The 23,110-nt window shown below is 49.6% G+C and carries 15 protein-coding genes; 7 read left to right on the plus strand and 8 right to left on the minus strand.

All coding sequences use genetic code 11. The annotated features are described in order from the left end of the window. Positions 1 to 22: 22 nt before the first annotated feature. Together NDA06_RS08445 and hslO are read right to left on the minus strand one after the other, a co-directional pair. Positions 23 to 2,284, minus strand: a complete 2,262-nt coding sequence (locus NDA06_RS08445) for a chromosome segregation ATPase (RefSeq protein WP_190985471.1) — start codon at positions 2,282 to 2,284, stop codon at positions 23 to 25. Positions 2,285 to 2,488: 204 nt separating this feature from the next. Next, on the minus strand, positions 2,489 to 3,388 hold the full coding sequence (gene hslO, locus NDA06_RS08450) for an Hsp33 family molecular chaperone HslO (RefSeq protein WP_190414614.1): 900 nt from the start codon (positions 3,386 to 3,388) through the stop codon (positions 2,489 to 2,491). 427 nt (positions 3,389 to 3,815) lie between these two features. Between hslO and NDA06_RS08455 the strand changes: the two genes are divergently transcribed. Beyond that, a complete protein-coding gene (locus NDA06_RS08455) occupies positions 3,816 to 4,199 on the plus strand; it encodes a hypothetical protein (RefSeq protein WP_190414613.1) in 384 nt (127 codons plus the stop codon). Positions 4,200 to 4,458: 259 nt separating this feature from the next. Here NDA06_RS08455 and NDA06_RS08460 read toward each other — a convergent pair whose 3' ends face one another. From NDA06_RS08460 to hisD, 3 genes are all read right to left on the minus strand, one after another. After that, the gene (locus NDA06_RS08460; RefSeq protein ID WP_190985472.1) at positions 4,459 to 5,403 is read right to left on the minus strand and encodes a DUF928 domain-containing protein; all 945 of its coding nucleotides are present in this window, start codon (positions 5,401 to 5,403) and stop codon (positions 4,459 to 4,461) included. Positions 5,404 to 6,097: 694 nt separating this feature from the next. Further along, on the minus strand, positions 6,098 to 6,523 hold the full coding sequence (locus tag NDA06_RS08465) for a universal stress protein (protein ID WP_190985473.1): 426 nt from the start codon (positions 6,521 to 6,523) through the stop codon (positions 6,098 to 6,100). Between the two features lie 19 nt (positions 6,524 to 6,542). Beyond that, on the minus strand, positions 6,543 to 7,850 hold the full coding sequence (gene hisD, locus NDA06_RS08470) for a histidinol dehydrogenase (RefSeq protein WP_190425170.1): 1,308 nt from the start codon (positions 7,848 to 7,850) through the stop codon (positions 6,543 to 6,545). A gap of 204 nt (positions 7,851 to 8,054) precedes the next feature. Here hisD and rpsT point away from each other — a divergent pair, with 204 nt between their 5' ends. Both rpsT and NDA06_RS08480 read left to right on the plus strand, forming a co-directional pair. After that, positions 8,055 to 8,387, plus strand: coding sequence for a 30S ribosomal protein S20 (rpsT, locus tag NDA06_RS08475; protein WP_190425173.1), 333 nt, complete (start codon positions 8,055 to 8,057; stop codon positions 8,385 to 8,387). Between the two features lie 114 nt (positions 8,388 to 8,501). After that, complete coding sequence (locus tag NDA06_RS08480) at positions 8,502 to 9,302, plus strand: YchF/TatD family DNA exonuclease (protein ID WP_190985478.1); 801 nt, start codon at positions 8,502 to 8,504, stop codon at positions 9,300 to 9,302. 504 nt (positions 9,303 to 9,806) lie between these two features. Here the strand turns inward: NDA06_RS08480 and NDA06_RS08485 are convergent. Continuing rightward, on the minus strand, positions 9,807 to 10,040 hold the full coding sequence (locus NDA06_RS08485) for a hypothetical protein (RefSeq protein WP_190425176.1): 234 nt from the start codon (positions 10,038 to 10,040) through the stop codon (positions 9,807 to 9,809). Between NDA06_RS08485 and rpoB the strand changes: the two genes are divergently transcribed. From rpoB to NDA06_RS08500, 3 genes are all read left to right on the plus strand, one after another. Beyond that, positions 10,039 to 13,356 (plus strand): DNA-directed RNA polymerase subunit beta, encoded by a 3,318-nt coding sequence (gene rpoB / locus NDA06_RS08490; protein ID WP_190413949.1) that lies wholly within the window; start codon positions 10,039 to 10,041, stop codon positions 13,354 to 13,356. The genes NDA06_RS08485 and rpoB overlap by 2 nt on opposite strands. A gap of 92 nt (positions 13,357 to 13,448) precedes the next feature. After that, positions 13,449 to 15,326 (plus strand): DNA-directed RNA polymerase subunit gamma, encoded by a 1,878-nt coding sequence (locus NDA06_RS08495; protein WP_190425180.1) that lies wholly within the window; start codon positions 13,449 to 13,451, stop codon positions 15,324 to 15,326. A gap of 225 nt (positions 15,327 to 15,551) precedes the next feature. Next, positions 15,552 to 19,625: a DNA-directed RNA polymerase subunit beta' gene (locus NDA06_RS08500; RefSeq protein ID WP_190525589.1), complete on the plus strand. Its 4,074-nt coding sequence runs from the start codon at positions 15,552 to 15,554 to the stop codon at positions 19,623 to 19,625. A 244-nt stretch (positions 19,626 to 19,869) separates the two neighbouring features. On the opposite strand, the gene NDA06_RS08505 is transcribed toward NDA06_RS08500, so the two are convergent. Next, positions 19,870 to 21,093: an HhoA/HhoB/HtrA family serine endopeptidase gene (locus tag NDA06_RS08505; protein WP_190525588.1), complete on the minus strand. Its 1,224-nt coding sequence runs from the start codon at positions 21,091 to 21,093 to the stop codon at positions 19,870 to 19,872. 270 nt (positions 21,094 to 21,363) lie between these two features. Between NDA06_RS08505 and NDA06_RS08510 the strand changes: the two genes are divergently transcribed. After that, complete coding sequence (locus NDA06_RS08510; RefSeq protein ID WP_190413957.1) at positions 21,364 to 21,729, plus strand: metal-sensitive transcriptional regulator; 366 nt, start codon at positions 21,364 to 21,366, stop codon at positions 21,727 to 21,729. Between the two features lie 103 nt (positions 21,730 to 21,832). Here the strand turns inward: NDA06_RS08510 and NDA06_RS08515 are convergent, their stop codons facing one another. Further along, complete coding sequence (locus NDA06_RS08515) at positions 21,833 to 22,075, minus strand: hypothetical protein (RefSeq protein ID WP_190525587.1); 243 nt, start codon at positions 22,073 to 22,075, stop codon at positions 21,833 to 21,835. Positions 22,076 to 23,110 lie beyond the last annotated feature (1,035 nt).

Consider the following 23,110-nt stretch of genomic DNA (forward strand, 5'->3'; position numbering starts at 1 on the left):
ACACCGAATAATCAACGAATGACTAAAAAGAGGGTGAGTTCTCCAGGGATTGAGGTTCTAGACTTTGTTTCCAACCTTGGATTGCCCGTTGAGCGTCGGAGTAGGCAGATGAACCGTCGGGGATGTTTTGGGCGATCGCGATCGCTCTTTGTACATCATTCCGCGCCTGATCCTGTGCCATCGCCAACAGTTGATAGCTCCAGCGATTAATCACCTCTCTGGCTTCAGCACCGACTCGCGTCGAGTTACGCACCTGACGAGCCGTTTGAACTGCTTGCGCGATCGCTTCCGGTGTTCCTGGATTCGCTAACTGATAAGCGGACTGCAAAATCTCTTGCGATCGCAGTTCTGTCCGCCAACTTTTAATTTTTTCCTGAGCTTCACCGTAGAGCGCTCGTCCCGATCGAATTTGTCCGGCTGCGGTAATTGCCCCCGGAAGATTACCCGAACTCGCCAAAGCTTGTGCTTGATCCAAATAAGGCTGGTCTTGTACCCGCTCAACTCTGTCTTGCCACCGTCGGATCTTGCCTTGAGCTTCTTGATAGAGCGCTCGTCCCGCTTGAATCTGTCCCGCTGCCGCGATCGCGCCGGAAAGATCCCCTGCATTCGCTAAACCAGTCGCTTGATCCAAATAAGGCTGGTCTTGCATTCGCTCGATTTTGTCAGTCCACTGTCGGATTTTGCGCCTCGCTTCTGTATAAAGAGCGCGTCCTTGACCCACTTGACTCGCTTCGTTAATGGCTTCTTGCAGGGAACTCATATCCCCCAAACTTGCCAGTTGATCGGCGCGAGCGAGATAGGGACGATCTTCTACCGTCTCTATTTGACTCGTCCAGTTATTGACGAGAGATTTTGCTTCTGCGGAGCGGGGATTGGTGCTGGGAACCAGTTGTGCTTCCGCGATCGCTGCACTTAAGTCACCGACCGTTCCGCCTTTTGCCAGTTCCCGCGCCCGATCTAAATGGGCGACATCTTCAATTTCTCGCTGCCAGCGAACAATTAAATCCTGGGCTTTATCGTATAGAGGGCGTCCGGGATTTAGCTTTTGGGCAAGGGCGATCGCATCTTCCAAATCTGAAACCGTTCCCTTCTGAGCGCGAGACTGGGCACTTGCCAAGTCGTTCAAATCTTGCGCTTCGCTTTGTAAATTCAGGCTTTCAGGAATTTTACTGGTAATGAGGATGACCGTTTGCCAGTCTTTTCGATCGAGTGCCTCTTGAGCCATATCGATTAATTTGCGCCCAAATTCTGTCACCGCGCCTTGAGCTTCCTTGTATGCCAAACTGCTGGGCGGAATTGCTTGTGCCAGTTTGATCGCCTCCAACAGATTATCTAATCCTCCGCTCTTAGAAAGTTGGAACGCTTTATCCAACTTGGCGCTTTCTTCCCGCGCCGACTGAATTAGATTCACCAGTTGGTCGTACTTGGTTGTTGCCCAGTAGTTATTGCCGATATAGACCAGTTGCACCGCATCGCGAAAAGCCTGAGTCCAGTTAGACTCGCGCACCTCGTCCTCGGCTTTTTTGTAAAGGCCTTCTGCCTTCGACCAGATGGATTGCCAGCGATTTACGCGCTCATCCACCAACTTGTACGCTGGTACGCCCGTGGGGATTTTGCGAGCCATTGCGATCGCTTCGGACAATTGACCCGCTTGGAAGGATTCCTCTCCCAATTTCAAAATCTCCCGCGACCACTCTTCCAGATGCTTGTCAATTTCTGGGCGTAGCGGGTGATCTTCTGGCAAACCATTCACCAGCGCGATCGCTTCTAGCAAATCTTTTGCCGTCTGCTTAGAAGCCGCTATCTGAGCGCAGCTGAGGCGCAGCGATGCCGAAGCCGTAGGCCAAAAAATGGCTGGGCAGTTGGGAAGCGCTGGCAGGTTAAACAACAGCGCTACCGCTGTAAAACCCAGCCCCCCAGAGAGCAGCACCACCAAGATGCCCCAGAATGCCCAGCTAGTCGGCAAGCGTAAAAAACGTTTAGGTCGAGGTGGCTTGGGTGCTTCTGACGGAGAGTTCGGCAGTGTAGCCGGAATTTGCTGACCCCCCTCTGCTGGTGCAGTACTACCCGCCGGACGCTGAGGACGATCCGTTGGTGGAGGAAGTGGCTGTTTCCCCGGACGCGGTGCTTTTCTGGGGACGGGCTGAGAGGAGTTCTCGCTCGTGTGTGGTTTGCGATCGCTCGGACGCCCAGACGCAGGCACTCGTTTTTGGGATGTCCACCCAGCCGAATTTGAAGACTTGCCGCTCCGCCCGCCATCTGGAATTTCGGGATTTCTAGTCATAGCTTATTCACACCACAACGCGCTTCGCCTGGGACGAATGCTTTTTAGCACAGGCAGTAGTTGCAATCCTACTCCCCTCAGCCGCAAAAAGCTATATTCTCATCCAGAAGTCAAAATCTATAATTCATCATTCACAAGGAAATTTTCAATTCAGCTACAGAATCTAGAATTTTTTCTTACCTTGTGACTTCTAACTTCTGATTCCTAAACAGACTCGGCACGTAAATCCTCAATTAGCGCCGCCAATTCGTCACTGCTGGCGTTGTAAACCTCTCCACAAAAATGGCAAGTCGCTTCGGCTCCATCATCTTTTTCAATCATGTCTTGCAGTTCGGCTTCGCCCAGCATCTTCAAAGCACCCAAGACACGGCTCATCGAGCAACCACAGTGAAATTGCAGCATCTGGACTTCTGGTAGGATGACCAGACCCATATCTCCTAGTAGTTGTTCCAAAATCTCCGGCAACGTCTTGCCTGCCTGTAACAAGGGTGTAAAGCCCGCCAGTGCTTCCATTCGAGATTCCAAAAGTTGCACTAAGCTCTCGTCGCTCGCCGCCTTGGGCAGGACTTGCACCAGTAACCCACCAGAAGCCCGGACTGTACCCGCTTCTATAAATACACCCACCGCTAGCGCTGAGGGCGTTTGTTCGGAAGTCACCAGATAGTGGGCAACGTCATCCCCAATTTCACCCGACACCAGCTCAACGGTACTCGAATACGGGTAGCCGTATCCCACATCGCGCACGACATAGAGGTATCCCTCCCGACCGATTGCTCCCCCGACATCTAGTTTTCCTTTGGCATTTGGGGGCAGTTCCACGCTTGGGTTATCTACATACCCTCGTGCGGTTCCGTCCAATCCGGCGTCAACGAGAAGCCCGCCGAGTGGCCCATTTCCTTTTATGCGAATGTTGACCCTTGACCCCTCTCGCTTCATGCTAGAGGCAAGTAATAGCCCAGATGACAGGGTGCGTCCCAGTGCAGCGGTTGCCACGTATGAAAGATTATGACGCTGTCTGGCTTCTTGTGTGAGGCGTGTGGTAATGACCCCAACGGCGCGAATTCCACCCTCTGCCGCCGTGGCACGGATTAACTGATCAGCCATGAAAAAACCTTACATTTCTTAACACACTATACTTTTATTGTAGGCATGGCAGTTAATAGTGAGGTGGTATTTGCGGTGCTAATTATCAGAACCGCCAAAAACAGCTAGTTTTTCAAATAAGAGATAAGAACCTGAATCTTCTATCAGGCACAGATGGATAAACAGGCTAAAAATAAGGATTGAAATATAATTAACATTTTTAAAAATCATTTTTCATGTTGTTTTAGCTAATTTAAAAACAGATATTATATTAAAATCATTCTTTTGTTGTTGATGCAAATCTGAATTTAGAGTATGCATGATAATTCTTAGCTGCCAGGACTATTTAGCCGCTACTCTCAAGAAAAACGATTACATTAAGATTAGGAACAGTAAATAGAAACTTCTGTACCAGTAACAACTAATAACAAAGAAACCGCAACTGTTTATGCTAGGAAACTTTCAACAAAGCCATCTGAGAATAGAAGTAAATTCCCCCGCAGCAGCCATCGGCGACAGTCTGCTTCGCCCCAGCCAGCAAAGCCAGTGGTTGTGGCCCCTGCGCCTTTCCGCAGGGCTACCGGAACAACTGTCTGAGGGGTTAATTTACACCAGTTGGGTGGGGCCAGTGGCGATACAACACCAAGTGGAAGTGGCTCAACCCAACTGTCTGCGCCTGCTCTTGAGTCAAGGAATTGACGGTTATCACGAGTGGTACTGGGGAGAACATTGGGTACAGTCACGTCTAGAAGGAGTATCTCTACTGTCGCTGAGTTTGGGGCAAACACTCAGTTTGCTGCGCTTGCGAGAATTTCTAGCATCCCGATCTTAGGATTGAGGGATGAGGACTGAGGACTGAGGGCTGAAGGGTAGGTAGAAGAACGATTTTCATGCTTGGTGGTAGCGCGATCGCTATTAAAGACTAACGCGAACACAAACTGAGTAAGAGAGACAGAGAAGGTAGATTCTTCAGTGGCTTATTTGCAAATACTTTTGCTTTCACTCTGTGGAACAAAAGAAACCCGTTTTCTGGTAGAAAACGGGTTTTTATTCAGACAGAGACAATTTTAAATTTATGTTGGATGACCTAGCTACTGCCTTACCAACCGTTGTTGTTCTTGCTCTTTCACCTCTGTCAGTCCAATTTGCTCTAAGAGCGATAGAAACTCCTGGCGGATTAACCGATCCTTGGGGGAAGTAGCATGGGCGGCTAAAATTACGCCTAGAGTGTCATACCAGTATGCCGATCGAGCATAGATTGCTGCCTTGCCAATCTGCGATCGCGCAGCTGCCAGTTGTTTCTCTAGAGCAGGTGTTGCGGGTACGTGCTTAATCCAGCCTTGAGCAATCTGATCTTCAGAACGTCGTTTCGGATTGCACTTCAGAGTGACTGTCCATAGATATTCCCGTCCTGGAACCAGTTCTGGCAACTCTTTGGACATCTGGAGTTGATTAATCCCCGCCTTGGGTGTTTGAATTGTTTGCTCAATAATTGGCTTAGATACTCCTGGCTCAACCAGTGTAAAAGCAAGCGGTACCGATTGGGTGCCCGACAAGTACCAGTAAAAGATGGGATGACCTGATGCAGTCAATCCGGTATGAGTCGTAGGAGCCAACAAAGTCACAGATGTAGGCTGAGACTCAGAGCATTCTATTGGCGATTCGTCAACGCCTCTGGTACCGCCTCTGGGAATCATTCCATCATCGGGTGGCTGATAACGAACTCGCGTTCCCGTTCCAATGGTGCTTCCGGGAGCACCCACATCACCCGGCTCGTAACCAGAACCTGTTGGCGTTTTCGGCACAACATCTGCATAAGCGGTTGAGCTAAACCCTAAATCAATTGATAGGCGGCTCAATAGAGAATTGAGGGGAAATTCTATTAAACCGAGAAACTGTATCAAAATCAGTGATGCACTTCCTGCTACCTTCGTCCCTAATTTACGGGAAATCACCATAAATCTACAAATGATGTAATGCCAATAAATTTTTAGACGACCATTTGGCGATCGCAGTTTCCAGATCCCGTACTGCAATCCGGGTATTTGTTGTAATTTTTATTACTCTATCAAAACTTGATAAACTTCGGTCTGCTGTTCGCACTCTTTGAGCATGACGCTACCGAGCCTATTTGTCGGAAATTTGCCCCGAATAGGCTGGGTGAGTTTATTCATTCATTAAAAAGCCAGTACAGAATGCTACAGTCTCAACTCATCGCTCAGTTTGCACTCAGTTTTGCAAGGTTCTCAGCTTCTTGATTACGCAATTAGCCTACTACTCAGCCAATCTCAACTAGAATAATTATTCTACTTTACTAGAAGTTATTAGGGACTAGGAATTAGAAAAAGTTCCTTTTAGCATGAAATTAATGCTGAATCCAGCACTCTAAACTAGGTTGAAGAGACACGTTTATAGACTGCTTTCAGGATGTAATTCCTGGCTTAGAACAATTCTTTCAATCAGAACCGAAACCAGTTACTTTCAAATTCATCTAAAGAAAAAGCAAAGGGTAAGGCTGACCTCAGGGATAATTCAGGCTCTCAAAATCGAGAATCTGAGCCTGAATTATTCTCTTAATTAGCATTTCCTACATCCAAGGAATGGAATTTGCGGCTAAATAAAAAAAGTCCGCGCAGGCGGACTAAGAATAATCAATCATTCTAAAACATGGGTAGGCAAGTTTTGTCTGTATAGCCGCGAATTCTATTCGCTAGGGCTTCTTTTTTAATTTTATGCCTGCTTCACCACCAGCACGGAACAAGGGGCATCAGCAACAACTTGGCTGCTGACAGAACCCTCTATAATTCGCTTCACACCTGTTAAACCCCGACTGCCAATCACAATCAAGTCAGCTTGATAAATATTTGCAAGTCGGATTATTTCTTCAGCGGGGTCGCCAGTGACGATTTCTAGTTCGCTGTGGCAGGGTAGAGCAGCCTGATAAGATTCCATCTGCTTTTCAATCTGCCGATAGGGCAGATCCTCCGGACAGGCATGAGGCTTATCAACAGCAATTTCCACCTCAGACCCCGAAGAAGGAATCACATGGGAAAGGATGATTTTGGTCGTTGGCTGTAGTTGGAGTTCTTCCAGGGACTGAATCACTCCCTCCGAAAGCTCTGAACTGTCGAGAGCCACCAGAATAATTTTTAGCACCCCAAAATCTCCTTATTCGTTATTCGTCAGACCTCTTCTCGATTCGCAGCCGCACGGAATCAGCGTGGGAAGTCAAACCCTCGGCTTGGGCAAGAATCTGGATAGCGTTGCCAAACTTCTGGAGCGCTGTCGGCGAGTACTGAATCAGACTGGAGTGTTTCAGAAACGTTTCAACTCCCAGTGCTGAAGCGTAACGGGCAGCGCCAGAGGTAGGTAGCGTGTGATTCGGCCCTGCTAAGTAGTCTCCCACAGCTTCGGGCGTTGAGGAACCCAAGAATATAGCACCCGCGTGGCGAATTTTTTCCAGCAGATCCCAGGGTTCTTGGACTTCCAGTTCCAAGTGTTCGGGGGCAAACTCGTTGGAGAGTTCGGCAGCAACCAACAGAGAGTCAACCACCACAATCAAACCGTAATGAGCGATCGCTTTCTCTGTCAGTAGCCGTCGCGGATGATCTTCCAATTGACGTTCTACTTCTAGCTGTACTTTCTTCGCCAACCCAGCTTCTGTTGTCAGGAGAATTGCTGCTGCCATCGGATCGTGTTCCGCTTGCGCCAACATATCTGCCGCCACATAGACGGGATTGGCGTTTTCATCGGCAATAATCAGTACCTCAGAAGGCCCTGCCAGCGAGTCAATCCCCACAGTGCCATAAACGAGCTTTTTCGCCAGGGTGACGTAGATATTACCGGGACCAGTGATGACATCTACCTTAGGAATGGTTTCGGTGCCATAAGCCAAAGCCGCGATCGCTTGAGCGCCGCCAATCCGATAAATTTCTTGCACCCCAGCTTCCTGGGCTGCCACTAGCACCGCGGCATTAATCGTTTTTTCTTGCCCTGGTGGCGTCACCATGACAATTCTCGGCACACCCGCTACCTTCGCAGGGATGGCGTTCATTAATACCGTACTTGGATAGGACGCTCGACCGCCAGGAACGTAAAGCCCTGCTCGATCTACCGGCGTGTAACGCTTCCCCAAAACAATCTCATCGTCCCCAAATTGAACCCAAGATTTCGGGACGCGCTGCCGGTGGAATGCTTCTATTTGTTGACGTGCCAGTTGAATCGCGTTGAGTAACTCCTGGGACACCTGTTGATAGGCAGCATCCAGTTCTGAGCCACTAACGCGCAGCTGTTCGGAATTCAAAGTTTGTCGATCGAATTCAGCCGTGTAATGCAGCAGAGCTTTGTCGCCCTGGCGCTTCACAGCCTGTAAGACTTCCCGAACAGTTGCCTCTTTATGAACAATCTGGTCGTCATGGGTGCGATCGCAGATACGCCGCAGTTCAGTTCTTGCCTCAGATACCTGAGTAATGATTCGCAGCATGGAGTCGGAATCACCATCTAGGAATTACCCGCCTGAGTTCAGGTATATCACTATCCTCATCTCAAGGGATGAGGCAGCCTATTCCCTGTACTCGTTTCTATAGCTTAACCTGGATTTTTCAAGGGATCGCTATAATTTATGGAGAGATGGTATATTAATCTATCTAGTTCTGTTTGTTAACTGTACAGAGTTTTCTTCAAGACTGTGGCCAATACTAAGTCAGCCCTAAAGCGAGTCCAAGTAGCCGAACGCAACCGGCTGCGTAACAAGACCTATAAATCAGCCGTAAAAACGCTGATGAAGAGTTATCTTGCAGCCGTCCAAACCCACGCAGCCAACCCCACTGCGGAATCGCTGCAAGAAGTACAGCGGCGGATGTCAGAGGTCTACAGCAAGATTGACAAAGCGGTAAAGCGGGGGGTGTTGCATACCAACAACGGTGCCCGGAAAAAATCCAATCTCGCTAAGGCGCTCAAACGCGCGCAGCCCCAGCCAGAAACTTCAACCCCGGCTTCGTCCGATGCTTCTGCTTCCTAGCTGCTAGCCGCTCGTCAGTAGTCAGCAGTCAGTTGTTTATCGAAAGCGGTGGTAGGTAGAATTCCCACTACCCGTTACCCACTACCCAATGCTTGATGACCAATGACTGAACAGATACAGTTGTTCGATACCCACGTCCATATAAACTTCGATCTCTTCCAGTCCGATCTGGAAGAAATTAAAGCTCGGTGGCGCGAAGCGGGGATCGTTCGGCTAGTGCATTCGTGCGTGGAACCTACGGAGTTTTCAAGCATTCAATCACTGGCAAACCGATTTCCAGAACTTTACTTCGCCGTGGGGTTACATCCCCTCGATACCGAGAAGTGGGCATCAGAAACTGCCGAACAAATTCGTTCGCTGGCGAGTTCTGACCAGCGAGTGGTAGCAATTGGCGAAATGGGTCTGGATTTTTATAAAGCGGAAGATAGGGAGCGGCAAATAGAAGTATTTGAAGCACAGCTAGCGATCGCGCAGCAACTTGATTTGCCTGTAATTATTCATTGCCGAGATGCTGCTGCGACCATGCACGAACTGTTGCAAGATTTCTGGAAGCGCACGGGTCCTGTGCGGGGCGTCATGCACTGCTGGGGGGGTACTCCGGAAGAAATGCAATGGTTCTTGGATTTGGGTTTCTATATTAGTATCAGCGGCATCGTGACGTTTAAAAACGCCACTCAAGTTCAGGAATCGGCGAGGAGAATCCCCAGCGATCGCCTCCTAATTGAAACCGACTGCCCCTTCCTCGCACCCGTTCCCAAGCGTGGCAAACGTAACGAACCTTCCTACGTCCGATATGTCGCAGACTGTGTTGCCCATCTGAGGGGGGTCTCTTTAGGGACTCTAGCCACGCAAACCACCCAGAATGCCTGTAATCTGTTTCGACTTTCCGTACCTCAGCCTTGTGCTGCGATTTAGTGCCCAATTGTAAGGGCTTTTATCCATGCCGCGTGCCGCGTACCGTACCCGTTCTGAGTGCTGTAGACACTGGAAAGGCAGGGAGAACCACGACAGAGACATCCATCCCCCGAAGACAATAACTTTTGGTGGAAAATCTCTTTTCTCCCTTCTGGGTTTCATTACCCCAATTTAGAGGTAGGTGTCAACAAAGAAAGTCAATTTGCGACATAATATTTAAAAGACCCTCTATGAACAGAATTCTTGCGAGCAAACTGGGATGGCTGCCTGCTCCACCTAAACAGACTTCATACCCCTGCAATCACTGTCCTTATACCTGGTAAAGAAGCACTAAATATTATCTTTGAGCAAACAAGCCAAAGCGAACTGCTGGTTCGCGTATAAAACCAACGAAAAACAACCCTGAGACGTTTCCTTCCCTGCTAGTGGGGACTAAACGGCTCATTTTGTTCTTGCCAATCGCTTGTCCTTGGGGACGAGTGAGGCATACTTCGCCGCTACTGCTTACTTTGGCACGAATTCCATCCCGCTAGATGGGAAGGATCTAAAGATGAAGGACGAATTCAAAACCATCAACGATGGAGGACGAATCAATTCAGGATTCATCCTTACTAACGGATGACTTTTGAGTTCTAGACGATCGGGTTGATTGGGAAGTCGGGTCTCCCCACTGGCATTCTTCTTAAACCCACCCTTACGACAGGTAATTCCTGAATTCTTTTGCAAGAGGAAAAGCATGACTAATCAGACCTCCACTCCAGTTGCTTATATGTTGCCAGACCTGGTAGAAATTCAGCGAGCCAGCTTCCGCTGGTTCCTGGAAGAAGGTCTGATTGAAGAACTTAACAGCTTTTCGCCGATTACCGATTACACCGGCAAGCTGGAGTTGCACTTCTTGGGCAAAGACTACAAACTCAAGCGACCCAAGTACGATGTAGATGAAGCCAAGCGTCGGGACGCAAGCTATGCCGTACAAATGTACGTTCCGACGCGGCTCATTAATAAAGAAGACGGCACGATTAAAGAGCAAGAAGTCTTCATCGGCGATTTGCCCCTAATGACCGACCGAGGCACATTTATTATTAATGGTGCCGAGCGGGTGATCGTTAACCAAATCGTGCGAAGCCCCGGAGTTTATTACAAATCGGAAACCGACAAAAACGGACGCCGTACCTACTCAGCTTCTCTTATTCCCAACCGGGGCGCGTGGCTGAAGTTTGAAACCGATAAAAACGACTTAGTGTGGGTACGAATCGATAAGACGCGCAAACTGTCGGCACAGGTATTACTCAAGAGCTTGGGGCTTTCCGACTCTGAGATTTTTGATGCGTTGCGTCACCCAGAATATTTCCAGAAGACCATTGAGAAAGAAGGGCAGTTTTCCGAAGAAGAAGCGCTCATGGAGCTATATCGGAAACTACGACCCGGTGAACCACCAACGGTTTCTGGCGGACAGCAGTTGTTGGAATCGCGCTTCTTCGATCCGAAGCGTTACGACCTGGGTCGCGTTGGTCGCTATAAGCTGAACAAGAAGCTGCGGCTCTCCGTGCCGGATACAGTGCGCGTGCTGACCCCAACCGATATTCTGGCAGCGGTAGACTACTTGATCAACTTGGAATATGACATCGGGATTACCGATGATATCGACCACTTGGGGAACCGAAGAGTGCGCTCAGTAGGCGAACTATTGCAAAACCAAGTGCGCGTCGGCTTGAACCGCTTAGAGCGGATTATCCGGGAGCGGATGACCGTTTCGGATGCCGAAACCCTAACACCCGCTTCTTTGGTAAACCCGAAGCCTTTGGTAGCGGCGATTAAGGAGTTTTTCGGCTCCTCCCAGTTGTCCCAGTTTATGGATCAGACAAATCCCTTAGCGGAATTGACTCACAAGCGGCGACTCTCAGCGTTGGGTCCGGGAGGACTAACGCGGGAACGCGCAGGGTTCGCCGTGCGGGATATTCATCCGAGCCACTACGGGCGGATTTGCCCGATTGAGACGCCAGAAGGACCGAACGCTGGATTGATCGGCTCTTTGGCAACTCATGCGCGGGTGAATGCCTATGGATTTGTAGAGACGCCGTTCTGGAAGGTAGAAAACGGACGGGTACTCAAGGAACAAGCGCCGGTATATATGACGGCAGATGAGGAAGACGATCTGCAAGTCGCGCCAGGGGACATCCCGATGGATGTGGATGGATGGATCTTGGGAGAATCGGTAGCGGTGAGATATCGCCAAGATTTCACCACCACGACACCCGACATGGTGGATTATGTAGCGGTGTCGCCGGTGCAGATTATTTCGGTTGCCACATCGTTGATTCCCTTTTTGGAACACGACGATGCCAACCGAGCGTTGATGGGATCGAACATGCAGCGGCAGGCAGTGCCGTTATTGAAGCCAGAGCGACCCCTAGTCGGGACTGGCTTGGAAGCCCAGGCGGCGCGGGACTCCGGGATGGTCGTGGTTGCCAAATACGACGGGGAAGTCACCTTTGTGGATGCGACGCGGATCGCAGTGCGGAGTTTCGACGAAACCGGGGAACCCAACGGACCGCAGATCGAGTATGAGTTGCAGAAGTATCAGCGCTCAAACCAGGATACCTGCTTGAATCAGCGACCCTTAGTGTATGAGGGCGATCGCATCGTTGCCGGACAGGTACTTGCCGACGGTTCTGCTACCGAAGGGGGCGAACTGGCTTTGGGGCAGAATATCCTGGTAGCGTATATGCCTTGGGAAGGCTACAACTACGAGGACGCGATCTTAATCAGCGAACGGCTGGTTTACGACGATGTCTACACCAGCATCCACATTGAGAAGTACGAAATCGAGGCACGGCAAACCAAGCTAGGACCCGAAGAAATTACGCGGGAAATTCCTAACGTCGGGGAAGATAGCTTGCGAAGCCTGGATGAAACCGGGATTATCCGAATTGGAGCCTGGGTAGAAGCTGGGGACATTCTGGTAGGAAAGGTGACGCCCAAAGGGGAATCCGACCAGCCACCGGAAGAGAAACTGCTGCGGGCAATTTTCGGTGAAAAGGCGCGGGATGTACGGGACAACTCCCTGCGAGTGCCCAACGGAGAGAAAGGGCGCGTGGTAGACGTGCGCGTCTTCACCCGCGAACAGGGCGACGAACTGCCCCCCGGAGCGAACATGGTGGTGCGTGTCTACGTCGCGCAGAAGCGCAAAATCCAAGTGGGCGACAAGATGGCGGGACGGCACGGTAATAAGGGGATTATTTCCCGGATATTACCCGCCGAAGATATGCCCTACCTGCCAGATGGAACCCCCGTGGACATCGTGCTCAATCCACTCGGAGTACCCTCACGAATGAATGTGGGGCAGGTGTTTGAGTGCTTGCTGGGATGGGCTGGTGAGAACTTAAATGTCCGCTTCAAAGTGATTCCCTTCGACGAAATGCACGGAGCGGAAAAAAGCCGCGAGTCGGTGCATGGCAAGTTGGAGGAGGCGAGGAAGAAGACCGGGAAGAACTGGCTATTTAACCCTGATGAAGCCGGAAAGCTCCGAGTCTTTGATGGGCGTACTGGGGAAGCCTTTGACCGTCCGATTACCGTGGGCAAGGCGTATATGCTGAAGCTGGTACACCTGGTAGACGACAAGATCCACGCCCGTTCTACGGGACCCTACTCTTTGGTGACGCAGCAACCCTTGGGAGGCAAAGCGCAGCAGGGCGGACAGCGATTTGGCGAAATGGAAGTGTGGGCGCTGGAAGCTTTTGGCGCTGCCTACATTTTGCAGGAGTTGCTGACGGTGAAATCCGACGATATGCAGGGGCGGAACGAAGCGCTGAATGCGATCGTGAAAGGCAAGGCGATTCCGCGACCGGGAACACCAGAATCGTTCAAGGTGTTGATGCGAGAACTGCAATCTCTATGTTTAGATATTGCCGTCCATAAGGTGGAGACGACCGAGGACGGAACCACGGGACACGTAGAGGTTGACTTGATGGCGGATGTGTCAAATCGCCGGACGCCGACGCGACCCACCTATGAATCTCTCAGCCGCGAGGAACTGGAAGAAGACGAAGTTTAATCAATGAAAAATGGAAAATTAAAAATTAAAAATTAGGAATTCTTTAATTTTTAATTTTTCATTTTTAATTTTTAATTGGAGCGCAGCGACAGATGAGACATCAGCTAGAACAGCGGTTTGACTACGTCAAAATTGCTCTGGCATCGCCAAAGCGAATTCAGGATTGGGGGCAAAGAAACCTGCCCAATGGTCAAGTGGTGGGTGAGGTTACGAAACCCGAAACGATTAATTACCGGACGCTCAAACCAGAAATGGATGGCCTTTTCTGCGAGCGCATTTTTGGTCCCGCAAAAGATTGGGAATGCCACTGCGGCAAGTACAAGCGGGTGCGCCACAGAGGTATTGTCTGCGAACGCTGCGGCGTAGAAGTGACAGAATCGCGGGTGCGTCGTCACCGTATGGGCTACATTAAGCTAGCGGCACCTGTGGCTCACGTTTGGTATCTCAAGGGCATTCCCAGCTATATGTCGATTCTGCTGGATATGCCCCTGCGGGATGTGGAGCAGATTGTCTATTTCAATGCCTATGTGGTACTCAGTCCTGGCAATGCGGAGAATCTCAGTTACAAGCAGTTGCTGACGGAAGATCAGTGGCTGGAAATTGAGGAGCAGCTCTATAGCGAAGATTCTACCCTGCAAGGTGTCGAGGTGGGAATTGGTGCTGAGGCGCTGCAACGTCTCTTGCAGGACATTAACTTGGAAGCAGAGGCTGAGTCCCAACGAGAGGAAATTGCCAATGCTAAGGGTCAGAAGCGGGCGAAACTGATTAAGCGCTTGAGAGTGATTGACAACTTCATCGCGACTGGTTCTAAGCCAGAGTGGATGGTGCTGTCGGTGATTCCGGTAATTCCGCCAGATTTGCGTCCAATGGTGCAGCTGGATGGCGGCAGATTTGCCACTTCTGACTTGAATGACTTGTATCGTCGGGTAATTAACCGCAACAACCGCTTAGCACGGCTCCAAGAAATCTTGGCACCGGAAATCATTGTTCGCAACGAGAAGCGGATGTTGCAAGAAGCTGTGGATGCGCTTATCGATAATGGTCGTCGGGGACGGACGGTAGTAGGAGCCAATAATCGACCCCTGAAATCTCTGTCAGACATTATTGAAGGTAAGCAGGGACGCTTCCGGCAAAACCTGTTGGGTAAGCGAGTAGACTACTCCGGACGTTCTGTAATTGTGGTGGGACCAAAGCTAAAAATCCACCAATGCGGCTTGCCACGAGAAATGGCAATTGAGTTATTCCAACCGTTTGTAATTCACCGGCTGATTCGCGGCGGACTGGTCAATAATATCAAGGCAGCCAAGAAGCTGATTCAGCGCGGGGATGCCTCTGTGTGGGACGTGCTAGAGGAAGTAATTGCCGGACACCCGGTGATGCTAAACCGGGCACCAACGCTGCACCGTCTAGGGATTCAAGCGTTTGAGCCAATTCTGGTAGAAGGTCGAGCAATTCAGCTGCACCCACTGGTATGTCCGGCGTTCAACGCGGACTTCGATGGCGACCAGATGGCGGTTCACGTACCGCTTTCTTTGGAGGCTCAGGCAGAAGCGCGGTTACTGATGCTGGCTTCTAATAACATTCTCTCTCCAGCGACGGGCCGACCCATTGTAACGCCTAGCCAAGACATGGTATTAGGCTGCTATTACCTAACGGCAGAAAACCCAGCAGCGACCAAGGGTGCTGGAGGTTATTTCGCCAGCTTGGATGATGCGCTCTTAGCCTATGAGCAGTCTGCGGTAGATTTACACGCCTACATCTGGGTGCGCTTTGACGGGATAGTAGAGAATGATAAACCGGATGCGGAGCCGGAAAAGGTGGAAACCTTAGCTGATGGCACCGTCTGGACAACCTACAACTTCCGTCGAGTGCGGCAAGACAAGGAAGGAAATGTCTTGACCCAATACATTCGGACGACGCCCGGTCGAATTATCTACAATAAGACGATTCAAGAGGCATTGGCAATATAAATCAGTGTTGAGGACGGAGTGATTGAGGATCGGGCAAAGAGTTTTGACTTTCCTCCTCACTCACGTCCTCGCTCCGGTGTTTTGTGTTGGCTTGTTCTGTGTTCGCTCAGTCCGCGAGTTGAATGGCCCTACGCGAATACGCCTCATCGCTCAGTCTTCTTTAAATACTCGTTTTGCGAGTAGAGCGCCGCTACGCTAACAGTCCTTATACCTCAGTCCTAACTTATGGCAGAGCAACCAGAAATCAAAAATATTTTTCATAATCGGATGGTGGACAAAGGGCAACTGAAGAAACTGGTTGCCTGGGCATTTACGCATTTCGGTAGTGCCCGCACCTCCCAAATGGCAGATCGCCTGAAAGATTTGGGCTTCCACTACGCGACTAAAGCGGGTGTCTCGATTAGTGTGGATGACTTGCAGGTGCCGGATTCTAAGCGGCAGTTGCTGGACGCTGCCGAAACTGAAATTCGCTCTACAGAAGCACGCTACACGCGGGGCGAAATCACCGAGGTGGAGCGCTTCCAAAAGGTTATCGATACCTGGAATAGTACCAGCGAAGCCCTAAAGGATGAGGTGGTTCGCAACTTTAGACAAAAAAATCCCCTGAATTCGGTCTATATGATGGCGTTTTCTGGGGCGCGGGGAAATATTTCTCAGGTGCGTCAGCTGGTGGGAATGCGTGGATTGATGGCAAACCCCCAGGGAGAGATTATTGGTCTGCCAATTAAGACGAATTTCCGGGAAGGTTTGACCGTTACGGAATATATTATCTCGTCTTATGGGGCACGGAAGGGATTGGTAGATACCGCTCTACGTACAGCGGATTCCGGCTATCTTACCCGCCGCCTGGTGGATGTGTCTCAGGATGTAATTGTTCGGGAAGTGGACTGCGGCACCCAGCGAGGGATTCGCTTACGCAGCATGACTTCGGACGATCGGGTGCTGATTCCTTTGTCCGATCGCCTGCTGGGTCGCGTTTTAGTAGAAGATGCGGTTCATCCCACCACGGGGGAAGTGGTCATGCCCCGCAATCAGCCGATGTCAGAAGAAATGGGGCTGAACATTGTTAAGGCTGGGATAGAAGAAGTTTTCGTGCGATCGCCCCTGACCTGCGAAGCCGCCCGTTCCGTGTGTCAACATTGTTACGGCTGGAGCCTCGCCCACGGACATCTCGTGGATCTGGGGGAAGCGGTGGGAATTATTGCCGCTCAGTCGATTGGCGAACCAGGCACCCAGCTCACCATGCGGACGTTCCACACTGGCGGCGTCTTCACTGGCGAAGTGGCGCGACAAGTCCGTGCGCCGATGACCGCCAAAGTGCGCTTCAGCCGAGGGATGCGGACGCGGGGACTGCGGACGCGGCACGGGGAAGATGCCTTGCTGGTGGAATCGACCAATGCGGAATTGATTCTCGATCCGGTAGACAGCACTCAGGAGCAAATCTCGATTCCGCTCACTCAAAATTCCACCCTGTACTGTGTCAATGGCAGCACGGTAACGGCAGAACAGCTATTGGGTGAAGTTGCGATCGCTTCTTCCACTCGCGCCCATACAGAAAAAGCCGCCAAAGACGTTACCACTGACCTGGCAGGCGAAGTGAAGTTTGAAGGTCTGCTTCCAGAAGAAAAAACCGACCGCCAGGGGAACACCACCCGGATTGCGGCGCGGGGTGGTTTGTTGTGGATTTTGTCTGGAGAAGTTTACAACCTACCTCCAGGTGCCGAAGCCGTCGTGCAGAACGGTAAAGTGGTGGATCGCAACGACGTACTCGCAGAAACCAAGTTGGTGAGCGAGCATGGTGGTGTCGTCCGGCTAAAAGCTGATGACGCTGGTTCGCGGGGACGAGAAATTGAAATTATCACCGCTAGCGTGCTGCTAGACCAAGCACGGGTGCGAATGGAAGCGACTCAAGGCCGCGACCATTATGTAATTTATACCGCCGACAATCAGCGCTTTTCCCTGAAGGCCACCCCAGGGACAAAAGTTCAAAACCACCAGGTAGTAGCCGACTTAATTGACGATCGCTATAACACCCAGACCGGGGGAATTATCAAATACGCCGGTGTGGAAGTTGCCAAAAAAGCCAAGGCAAAACAAGGATACGAAGTCATCAAAGGCGGCACCTTGCTGTGGATTCCAGAAGAATCCCATGAAGTGAACAAGGATATCTCCCTCCTGCAAGTGGAAGACGGTCAATACGTAGAAGCCATGACAGAGGTCGTCAAAGATATCTTCTGTCAAACAGCTGGGATAGTGGAAGTAACTCAGAAAAACGATATCCTACGGGAAATCGTGATTAAGCCCGGTGAACTACATTTGGTCGATGACCCAGAAGCAGTTATGGGAACAGATGGATCGCTGTTCTATCCGGGGCAGGAAGTTATGCCAGGGCTAACGGTTAGCGAGTTGCGCTATACCGAATTTGTGGAAACCCCTGAAGGCCCTGCATTGTTGCTGCGTCCAGTGACTGAGTTTCACGTTCCGGATGAGCCGAGCGTACCGTCTCAAGCTTCTATTTCTGGCAGGGGGCGTTACAAGATTGAGCTGCGGGCAGTTCAGCGGCTTCCTTACAAAGATGGGGAACGGGTGAAGTCCATCGGAGGGCTGGAACTGCTGCGGACGCAATTGGTTCTGGAAATTGGCTATGGAGCTGAAAGTGAGAGCAGTTCCGAGAGCCTTGGTGCTTTAGAACTACTGGCGGCGGATATTGAGTTGCTGCCAATTGAAGGAAAGGGAGTTGAAGCAAAAGGCAAGGACGACGAAGAAAGCTCCGCGCTTTCAACCGTAAGTTCTGAACTTTCGCCTCGGACTTCAGAAATGCGTTTACAGCTCTTGGTTTCGGAATCTCTGGTGATTCGTCGGGATACAGCGGCAGATCCACTTTCTGGCAGTACCCATACACGGATTATGGTGACTGACGGTCAGCAGATCGAGCCAGGAGCCGTTGTGGCTCGCACGGAAATTCAGTGCAAGGATGCCGGAGAAGTCCGGGGGATTCGCGCTGGAGAAGCCTCGATTCGCCGGGTGCTGCTGGTTCGGGATACCGACCGGATAAGTGTTGATACGAAAGGCGCTAAACCCACCGTAAAAGTGGGAGCGCTGTTAGTAGCAGGGACTGAGATCGCCTCTGGCGTACTTGCCCCAGAGTCGGGTCAAATTTCCGCCATCTTGGAGGATTCGATCCAGATGCGTCTGGCTCGTCCTTATCGCGTGTCTTCCGGAGCCGTCTTGCATATCGATGATGGAGACTTGGTGCAGCGGGGTGACAACCTAGTGCTGCTAGTCTTTGAGCGGGCGAAAACTGGGGATATCATCCAAGGTTTGCCACGTATTGAAGAACTGCTGGAGGCCCGGAAGCCAAAAGAAGCGTGTATTTTGGCACGGCGTTCGGGAACGGCTCAGGTCGTTTACGGACCTCAGCAGGACGCAGAGGAGATTAAAGTCATTGAATCGGACGGCGTCGTGGCTGACTATCCCCTCGGCCCCGGACAGAACGTCATTGTGGGAGATGACATGGTTGTAGAGACTGCGGAGGCGCTAACCGATGGTCCTGCCAACCCTCATGAAATTCTAGAGATTTTCTTTGAGCATTACCGGGAAACGATGGGAGTCTACGAAGCGGCGCTGATGGCGTTGCAGAAGGTTCAGACTTTCCTGGTGAATGAAGTGCAGTCGGTTTATCAATCTCAGGGGATTGATATTTCTGATAAGCATATTGAGGTGATTGTGCGCCAGATGACCTCGAAAGTCCGGGTGGATGATGGCGGCGACACCACGATGCTGCCGGGAGAGTTGGTGGAACTGCGGCAGATTGAGCAAGTGAATGAAGCGATGGCAATTACTGGCGGGGCACCGGCGCAATATACGCCGATGTTGCTGGGGATTACCAAGGCATCGCTGAATACAGATAGCTTTATTTCTGCGGCATCTTTCCAGGAAACGACGCGGGTTCTCACCGAAGCAGCAATTGAAGGCAAATCTGACTGGCTGCGCGGTCTGAAGGAGAATGTGATCATTGGGCGACTGATTCCGGCAGGAACCGGGTTCAATGCCTATGAGGACAGCATCAGCTCAGATGTTGATATGTCAGCATCTGGCTTCGGTTCCGGACTGGATGTTGAGGAGGACGCGCTGGACGTGGTGCTGGATGACCGAACAGCTCGTGCTTACAGCCCAGGTCTTGGATTTGAAGAACGGCCTACTTATGGAATGGGCGGCGCTATCTCTCCAGTTCTTGATGATGACGACGACCTCATTGACGATGTTGAGGATGACGACGACTTTGAGGACGACGACTAGAGAGTAATGAGTACCGAGAACTGAAGAGAGAGTAGAAAGAGGAGACAAAAAGTAGTAACCGCGGTGTGCAACTTTCTGTATTTCTCCCCCTTAAAAAGGGGGTTAAGAAAGTTAAGAAAAAGTTGCAGACCTTAGAAAAGGAATAGAGAAGAGAATATTCTCTTCTCTATTCCTTTTTACTTTTAATTCACTCAATCCTCAAGTCTCAAGCACTCAGTCCTCACCTCTCAGCCCTCAGCACTAATTAAGACTGTTCTTGCAATTCACCAGCGCGGACGCTAATGGATGTCGCTTGGCTGGCGCGCTGCACCTTCATCTGTATAACCTGACCGACACGGCTATTCTCGACAATTCTCTGCAACTCGGCGGCAGTCTTCACGGGTTGCCCATCAATCTCCAAAATCACATCCCCCCGGCGCATTCCACTTTTGGCAGCTGGGGTATTTGGCAACACTCGCACGACTAGGACCCCGTTGATTTCTGGCACCTGTAGGGGAGCATTGGGGTCGCTGTTGTTTTCAGCCGCTACTTGGGGCGTTAGGGTTGCCATTTGAACGCCGAGATAGGGATGAGCGACTCTTTCTCCACGCGCCAGCTGAACAGAAATTGTTTTGGCTTGATTAATCGGAATTGCAAAGCCTATCCCCATTGCGTCAGCACGAATCGCCGTGTTGATGCCAATTACTTCACCCTGTTGATTTAAGAGTGGTCCACCGGAGTTACCTGGATTAATCGCTGCATCGGTTTGAATGAAATCCAATCGCTTGTCAGGAATCCCCACAGCGGCACTGGAGCGTTTAAGGGTACTGATAATTCCCAAGGTGACAGTGTTATCCAATCCTAATGGATTGCCGACTGCGATCGCCCAGTCACCCACTTGCACTTCGTTAGAATCTCCAAGAGGTGCCACGGGTAAGTCGCTACCTCCATCGATTTTGACCACCGCCAAATCCGTTACCGGATCGGCACCTTGTACCTTCCCCTCTATTGTGCGTCCATCCTTAAGGGTGACAGTCACCTTATCCGCCTGATTGACCACATGGGAATTTGTCAAAATAATCCCACTCTTGTCAATAATGAAACCAGAGCCTTGACCGCGTAGGCGCTCTTGCATCGGCCCTCTGGGCAACTCTTCACCAAAAAAACGCCGGAAGAAGGGGTCGTCAAACAACGGATCGATGTTACGGTTGACTGTGCGCTCGGTATCAATTCTGACGACTGCCGCTCCTACCCGATTCACCGCTGCGGTGACAAAACTGCCAGTTGCAGCAGTATTGGGAATTCTAGAAATACTGCTTTGCGCTACCAGCTCTGATGCCCCTGGAGTAAGTGCAACTTCTTTGGGAGCAGGGCCAGCCTGAGACGGCAAGACACGATAAGTGCCAAACGCCAAAATGCCTCCTAGAAAGGTGGCAATTACATAGGTACTGACTTGACGCAGAAACCGAAAAAACTTTGGAAATTGCATAGCATCAATTTTCTAGCTTTGTGATGATCTATCTGGTAACAAAAATATCCCTATAGTTATTTTTACAGGTGAAACGACTGAACTTAGGCTCAAGCACTGATGCGGTTTTCCCTACATCTCAAATTTCTATAAACATAAAGACGCATTCTTTGAGGCGACACATTAGCGTAGGGGCACGAAGTGGAGTGTAGTACAATTTTTCATCTCTAGAAGAGCAGATACTTAAATAGGCTACGATGTGGAATACAAATGCTGCCTTATTGACTCTCCATGATTGGATCGAATCCGCTAACTGACGAAACCTTGCCCGTCCACGGTCGTTCACATACCCACGAGCATGGGGATGAAGAGTCTCCCCATCATCATGTCCACAGCGAAGAATCACTGCGGCGGGTTGTTAATCGCTTGTCTCGGATTGAAGGACACGTCCGAGGCATCAAAAATATGGTGCAGGAAAGCGAATCCTGCCCCAAAGTTCTCGTGCAGATTGCTGCTGTGCGGGGTGCCCTAGATCGGGTGGCGCGGATAATTTTGGATGAACATTTAACTGAGTGTATTGCCCGCGCAGCTGAAGAAGGCAATATTGAAGTTGAAATTGAAAAGCTAAAAGAAGCTTTGGATCGATTTTTGCCTTAGTTTAGTTAGATTAAAAACTGGCTTCCCTTTGCGAAACTGGCTTCCCTTTGCGTGGAAGCCAGAAAAAAACATTGCTATCGAAAACAACGCTCTAGCTAGGGATTTACTTATGCTTGTGCAGCAACTTATCAACAAGCACCTCTTGGTCGTCTTCACTCAAGCTGTCCCAATCCAGCCCCCGTTCAGCACTCAAGACGCGCATCTGCTGCTCTTTCTCTGTTAACCTATCTGTGCCATTCATCTTTCTTTCCGAGGCGAGGGTATCCAAGAGTATGGACTGATCCTCCTGTGGCAGTTGTTTAACTAAGTCAATTACCTGCCTAATTGTCAATTCTATCTTTGGCATGATTATTCCCTCGGCAGTTTATGAAATTGATATCTGAAACCACAGCGACAATCATGACGGGGTGGCGGTTGTGGCTGAAATGAAGAAGCGAACATCTACGACACGCCGGGAAGAGCTGATTTGAGATTTTTGCTCAAGAGACGCGAAGACATAAAGGCAACTACTATGAAAAGTTCGCAAATTCTTTCAGCTCAACTATTTGTGAGAGTACCACAAGTAAGAAGCTAGCTGCTGCCTCATCTCTTTAGGAAAGGACTCGCGATCCTTCAATTTTTTTTCTCTCAAATGCTTGTAAATATTGATGTCTCAAATTTACATAATTCAATGTTTTTAGAGGTATTTTTTAGCATAGATAGAAGTACGATTTTTACATTTTTACAACTTTTAATTTTGTTAAAGCTCTTTTAATAAAGAGCCTTTAGATAATATAGTTTTATTGTTTATTTTACTAAATGTAAAAAAGCGAGTTTAAATTTTTTTGACAATGAAAGCCATACAATTCTAAACATTGTATACGTTTTGATTCACCTCCTAAGTTGCTTACACATGGAAAATGTTTAGCTATGCGATAGATTGGCAATTGGCTTTAAACGTAAACCTTTATTTATCACAATATTGTATAAAACTGTGCTTAAATCAGCTTTTACAAGTTGTCGAGTCTACGGGGATCGATTTAAAATAAATTAAACGTGATTATAAACTATCGGCATTCGTTAACATAGACTGCTTTTTTAATTTGTTTAAATTAATAGAACCAACGATTGGTATTAGTAACGCCTAAAAATAAAATATATTTTCATATGAATATATTTTTATAAAGTTAAAAAATAGAATAATTACTTTGTTTTTTTGCTTAAAAAATTTAGCAAAAAATCAACCTTAAAAATAACAATAATCAGTGAATAAAACAATAACCTTTAAATAAGTGCTTATGTAAAATAAATTACACATAATAAAAAGTAGAATAAGCTAAAACAAAAGTCAAGAAAACAAGAGACTTATGAGATTTATTAGAGATTTAAGCCGAGAAACTCA

This window comes from Trichocoleus sp. ST-U1, assembly GCF_039961835.1.
Classification (GTDB): Bacteria; Cyanobacteriota; Cyanobacteriia; order Cyanobacteriales; family FACHB-T130; genus FACHB-T130.

What these genes read in the sequence shown, in the direction of transcription:
- NDA06_RS08445 (WP_190985471.1), bottom strand. Translation starts at nt 2,284, where the DNA reads ATGACTAGAAATCCCGAAATTCCAGATGGCGGGCGGAGCGGCAAGTCT.
- hslO (WP_190414614.1), bottom strand. Translation starts at nt 3,388, where the DNA reads ATGGCTGATCAGTTAATCCGTGCCACGGCGGCAGAGGGTGGAATTCGC.
- NDA06_RS08455 (WP_190414613.1), top strand. Translation starts at nt 3,816, where the DNA reads ATGCTAGGAAACTTTCAACAAAGCCATCTGAGAATAGAAGTAAATTCC.
- hisD (WP_190425170.1), bottom strand. Translation starts at nt 7,850, where the DNA reads ATGCTGCGAATCATTACTCAGGTATCTGAGGCAAGAACTGAACTGCGG.
- rpoB (WP_190413949.1), top strand. Translation starts at nt 10,039, where the DNA reads ATGACTAATCAGACCTCCACTCCAGTTGCTTATATGTTGCCAGACCTG.
- NDA06_RS08485 (WP_190425176.1), bottom strand. Translation starts at nt 10,040, where the DNA reads ATGCTTTTCCTCTTGCAAAAGAATTCAGGAATTACCTGTCGTAAGGGT.
- NDA06_RS08495 (WP_190425180.1), top strand. Translation starts at nt 13,449, where the DNA reads ATGAGACATCAGCTAGAACAGCGGTTTGACTACGTCAAAATTGCTCTG.
- NDA06_RS08500 (WP_190525589.1), top strand. Translation starts at nt 15,552, where the DNA reads ATGGCAGAGCAACCAGAAATCAAAAATATTTTTCATAATCGGATGGTG.
- NDA06_RS08505 (WP_190525588.1), bottom strand. Translation starts at nt 21,093, where the DNA reads ATGCAATTTCCAAAGTTTTTTCGGTTTCTGCGTCAAGTCAGTACCTAT.
- NDA06_RS08510 (WP_190413957.1), top strand. Translation starts at nt 21,364, where the DNA reads ATGATTGGATCGAATCCGCTAACTGACGAAACCTTGCCCGTCCACGGT.
- NDA06_RS08515 (WP_190525587.1), bottom strand. Translation starts at nt 22,075, where the DNA reads ATGCCAAAGATAGAATTGACAATTAGGCAGGTAATTGACTTAGTTAAA.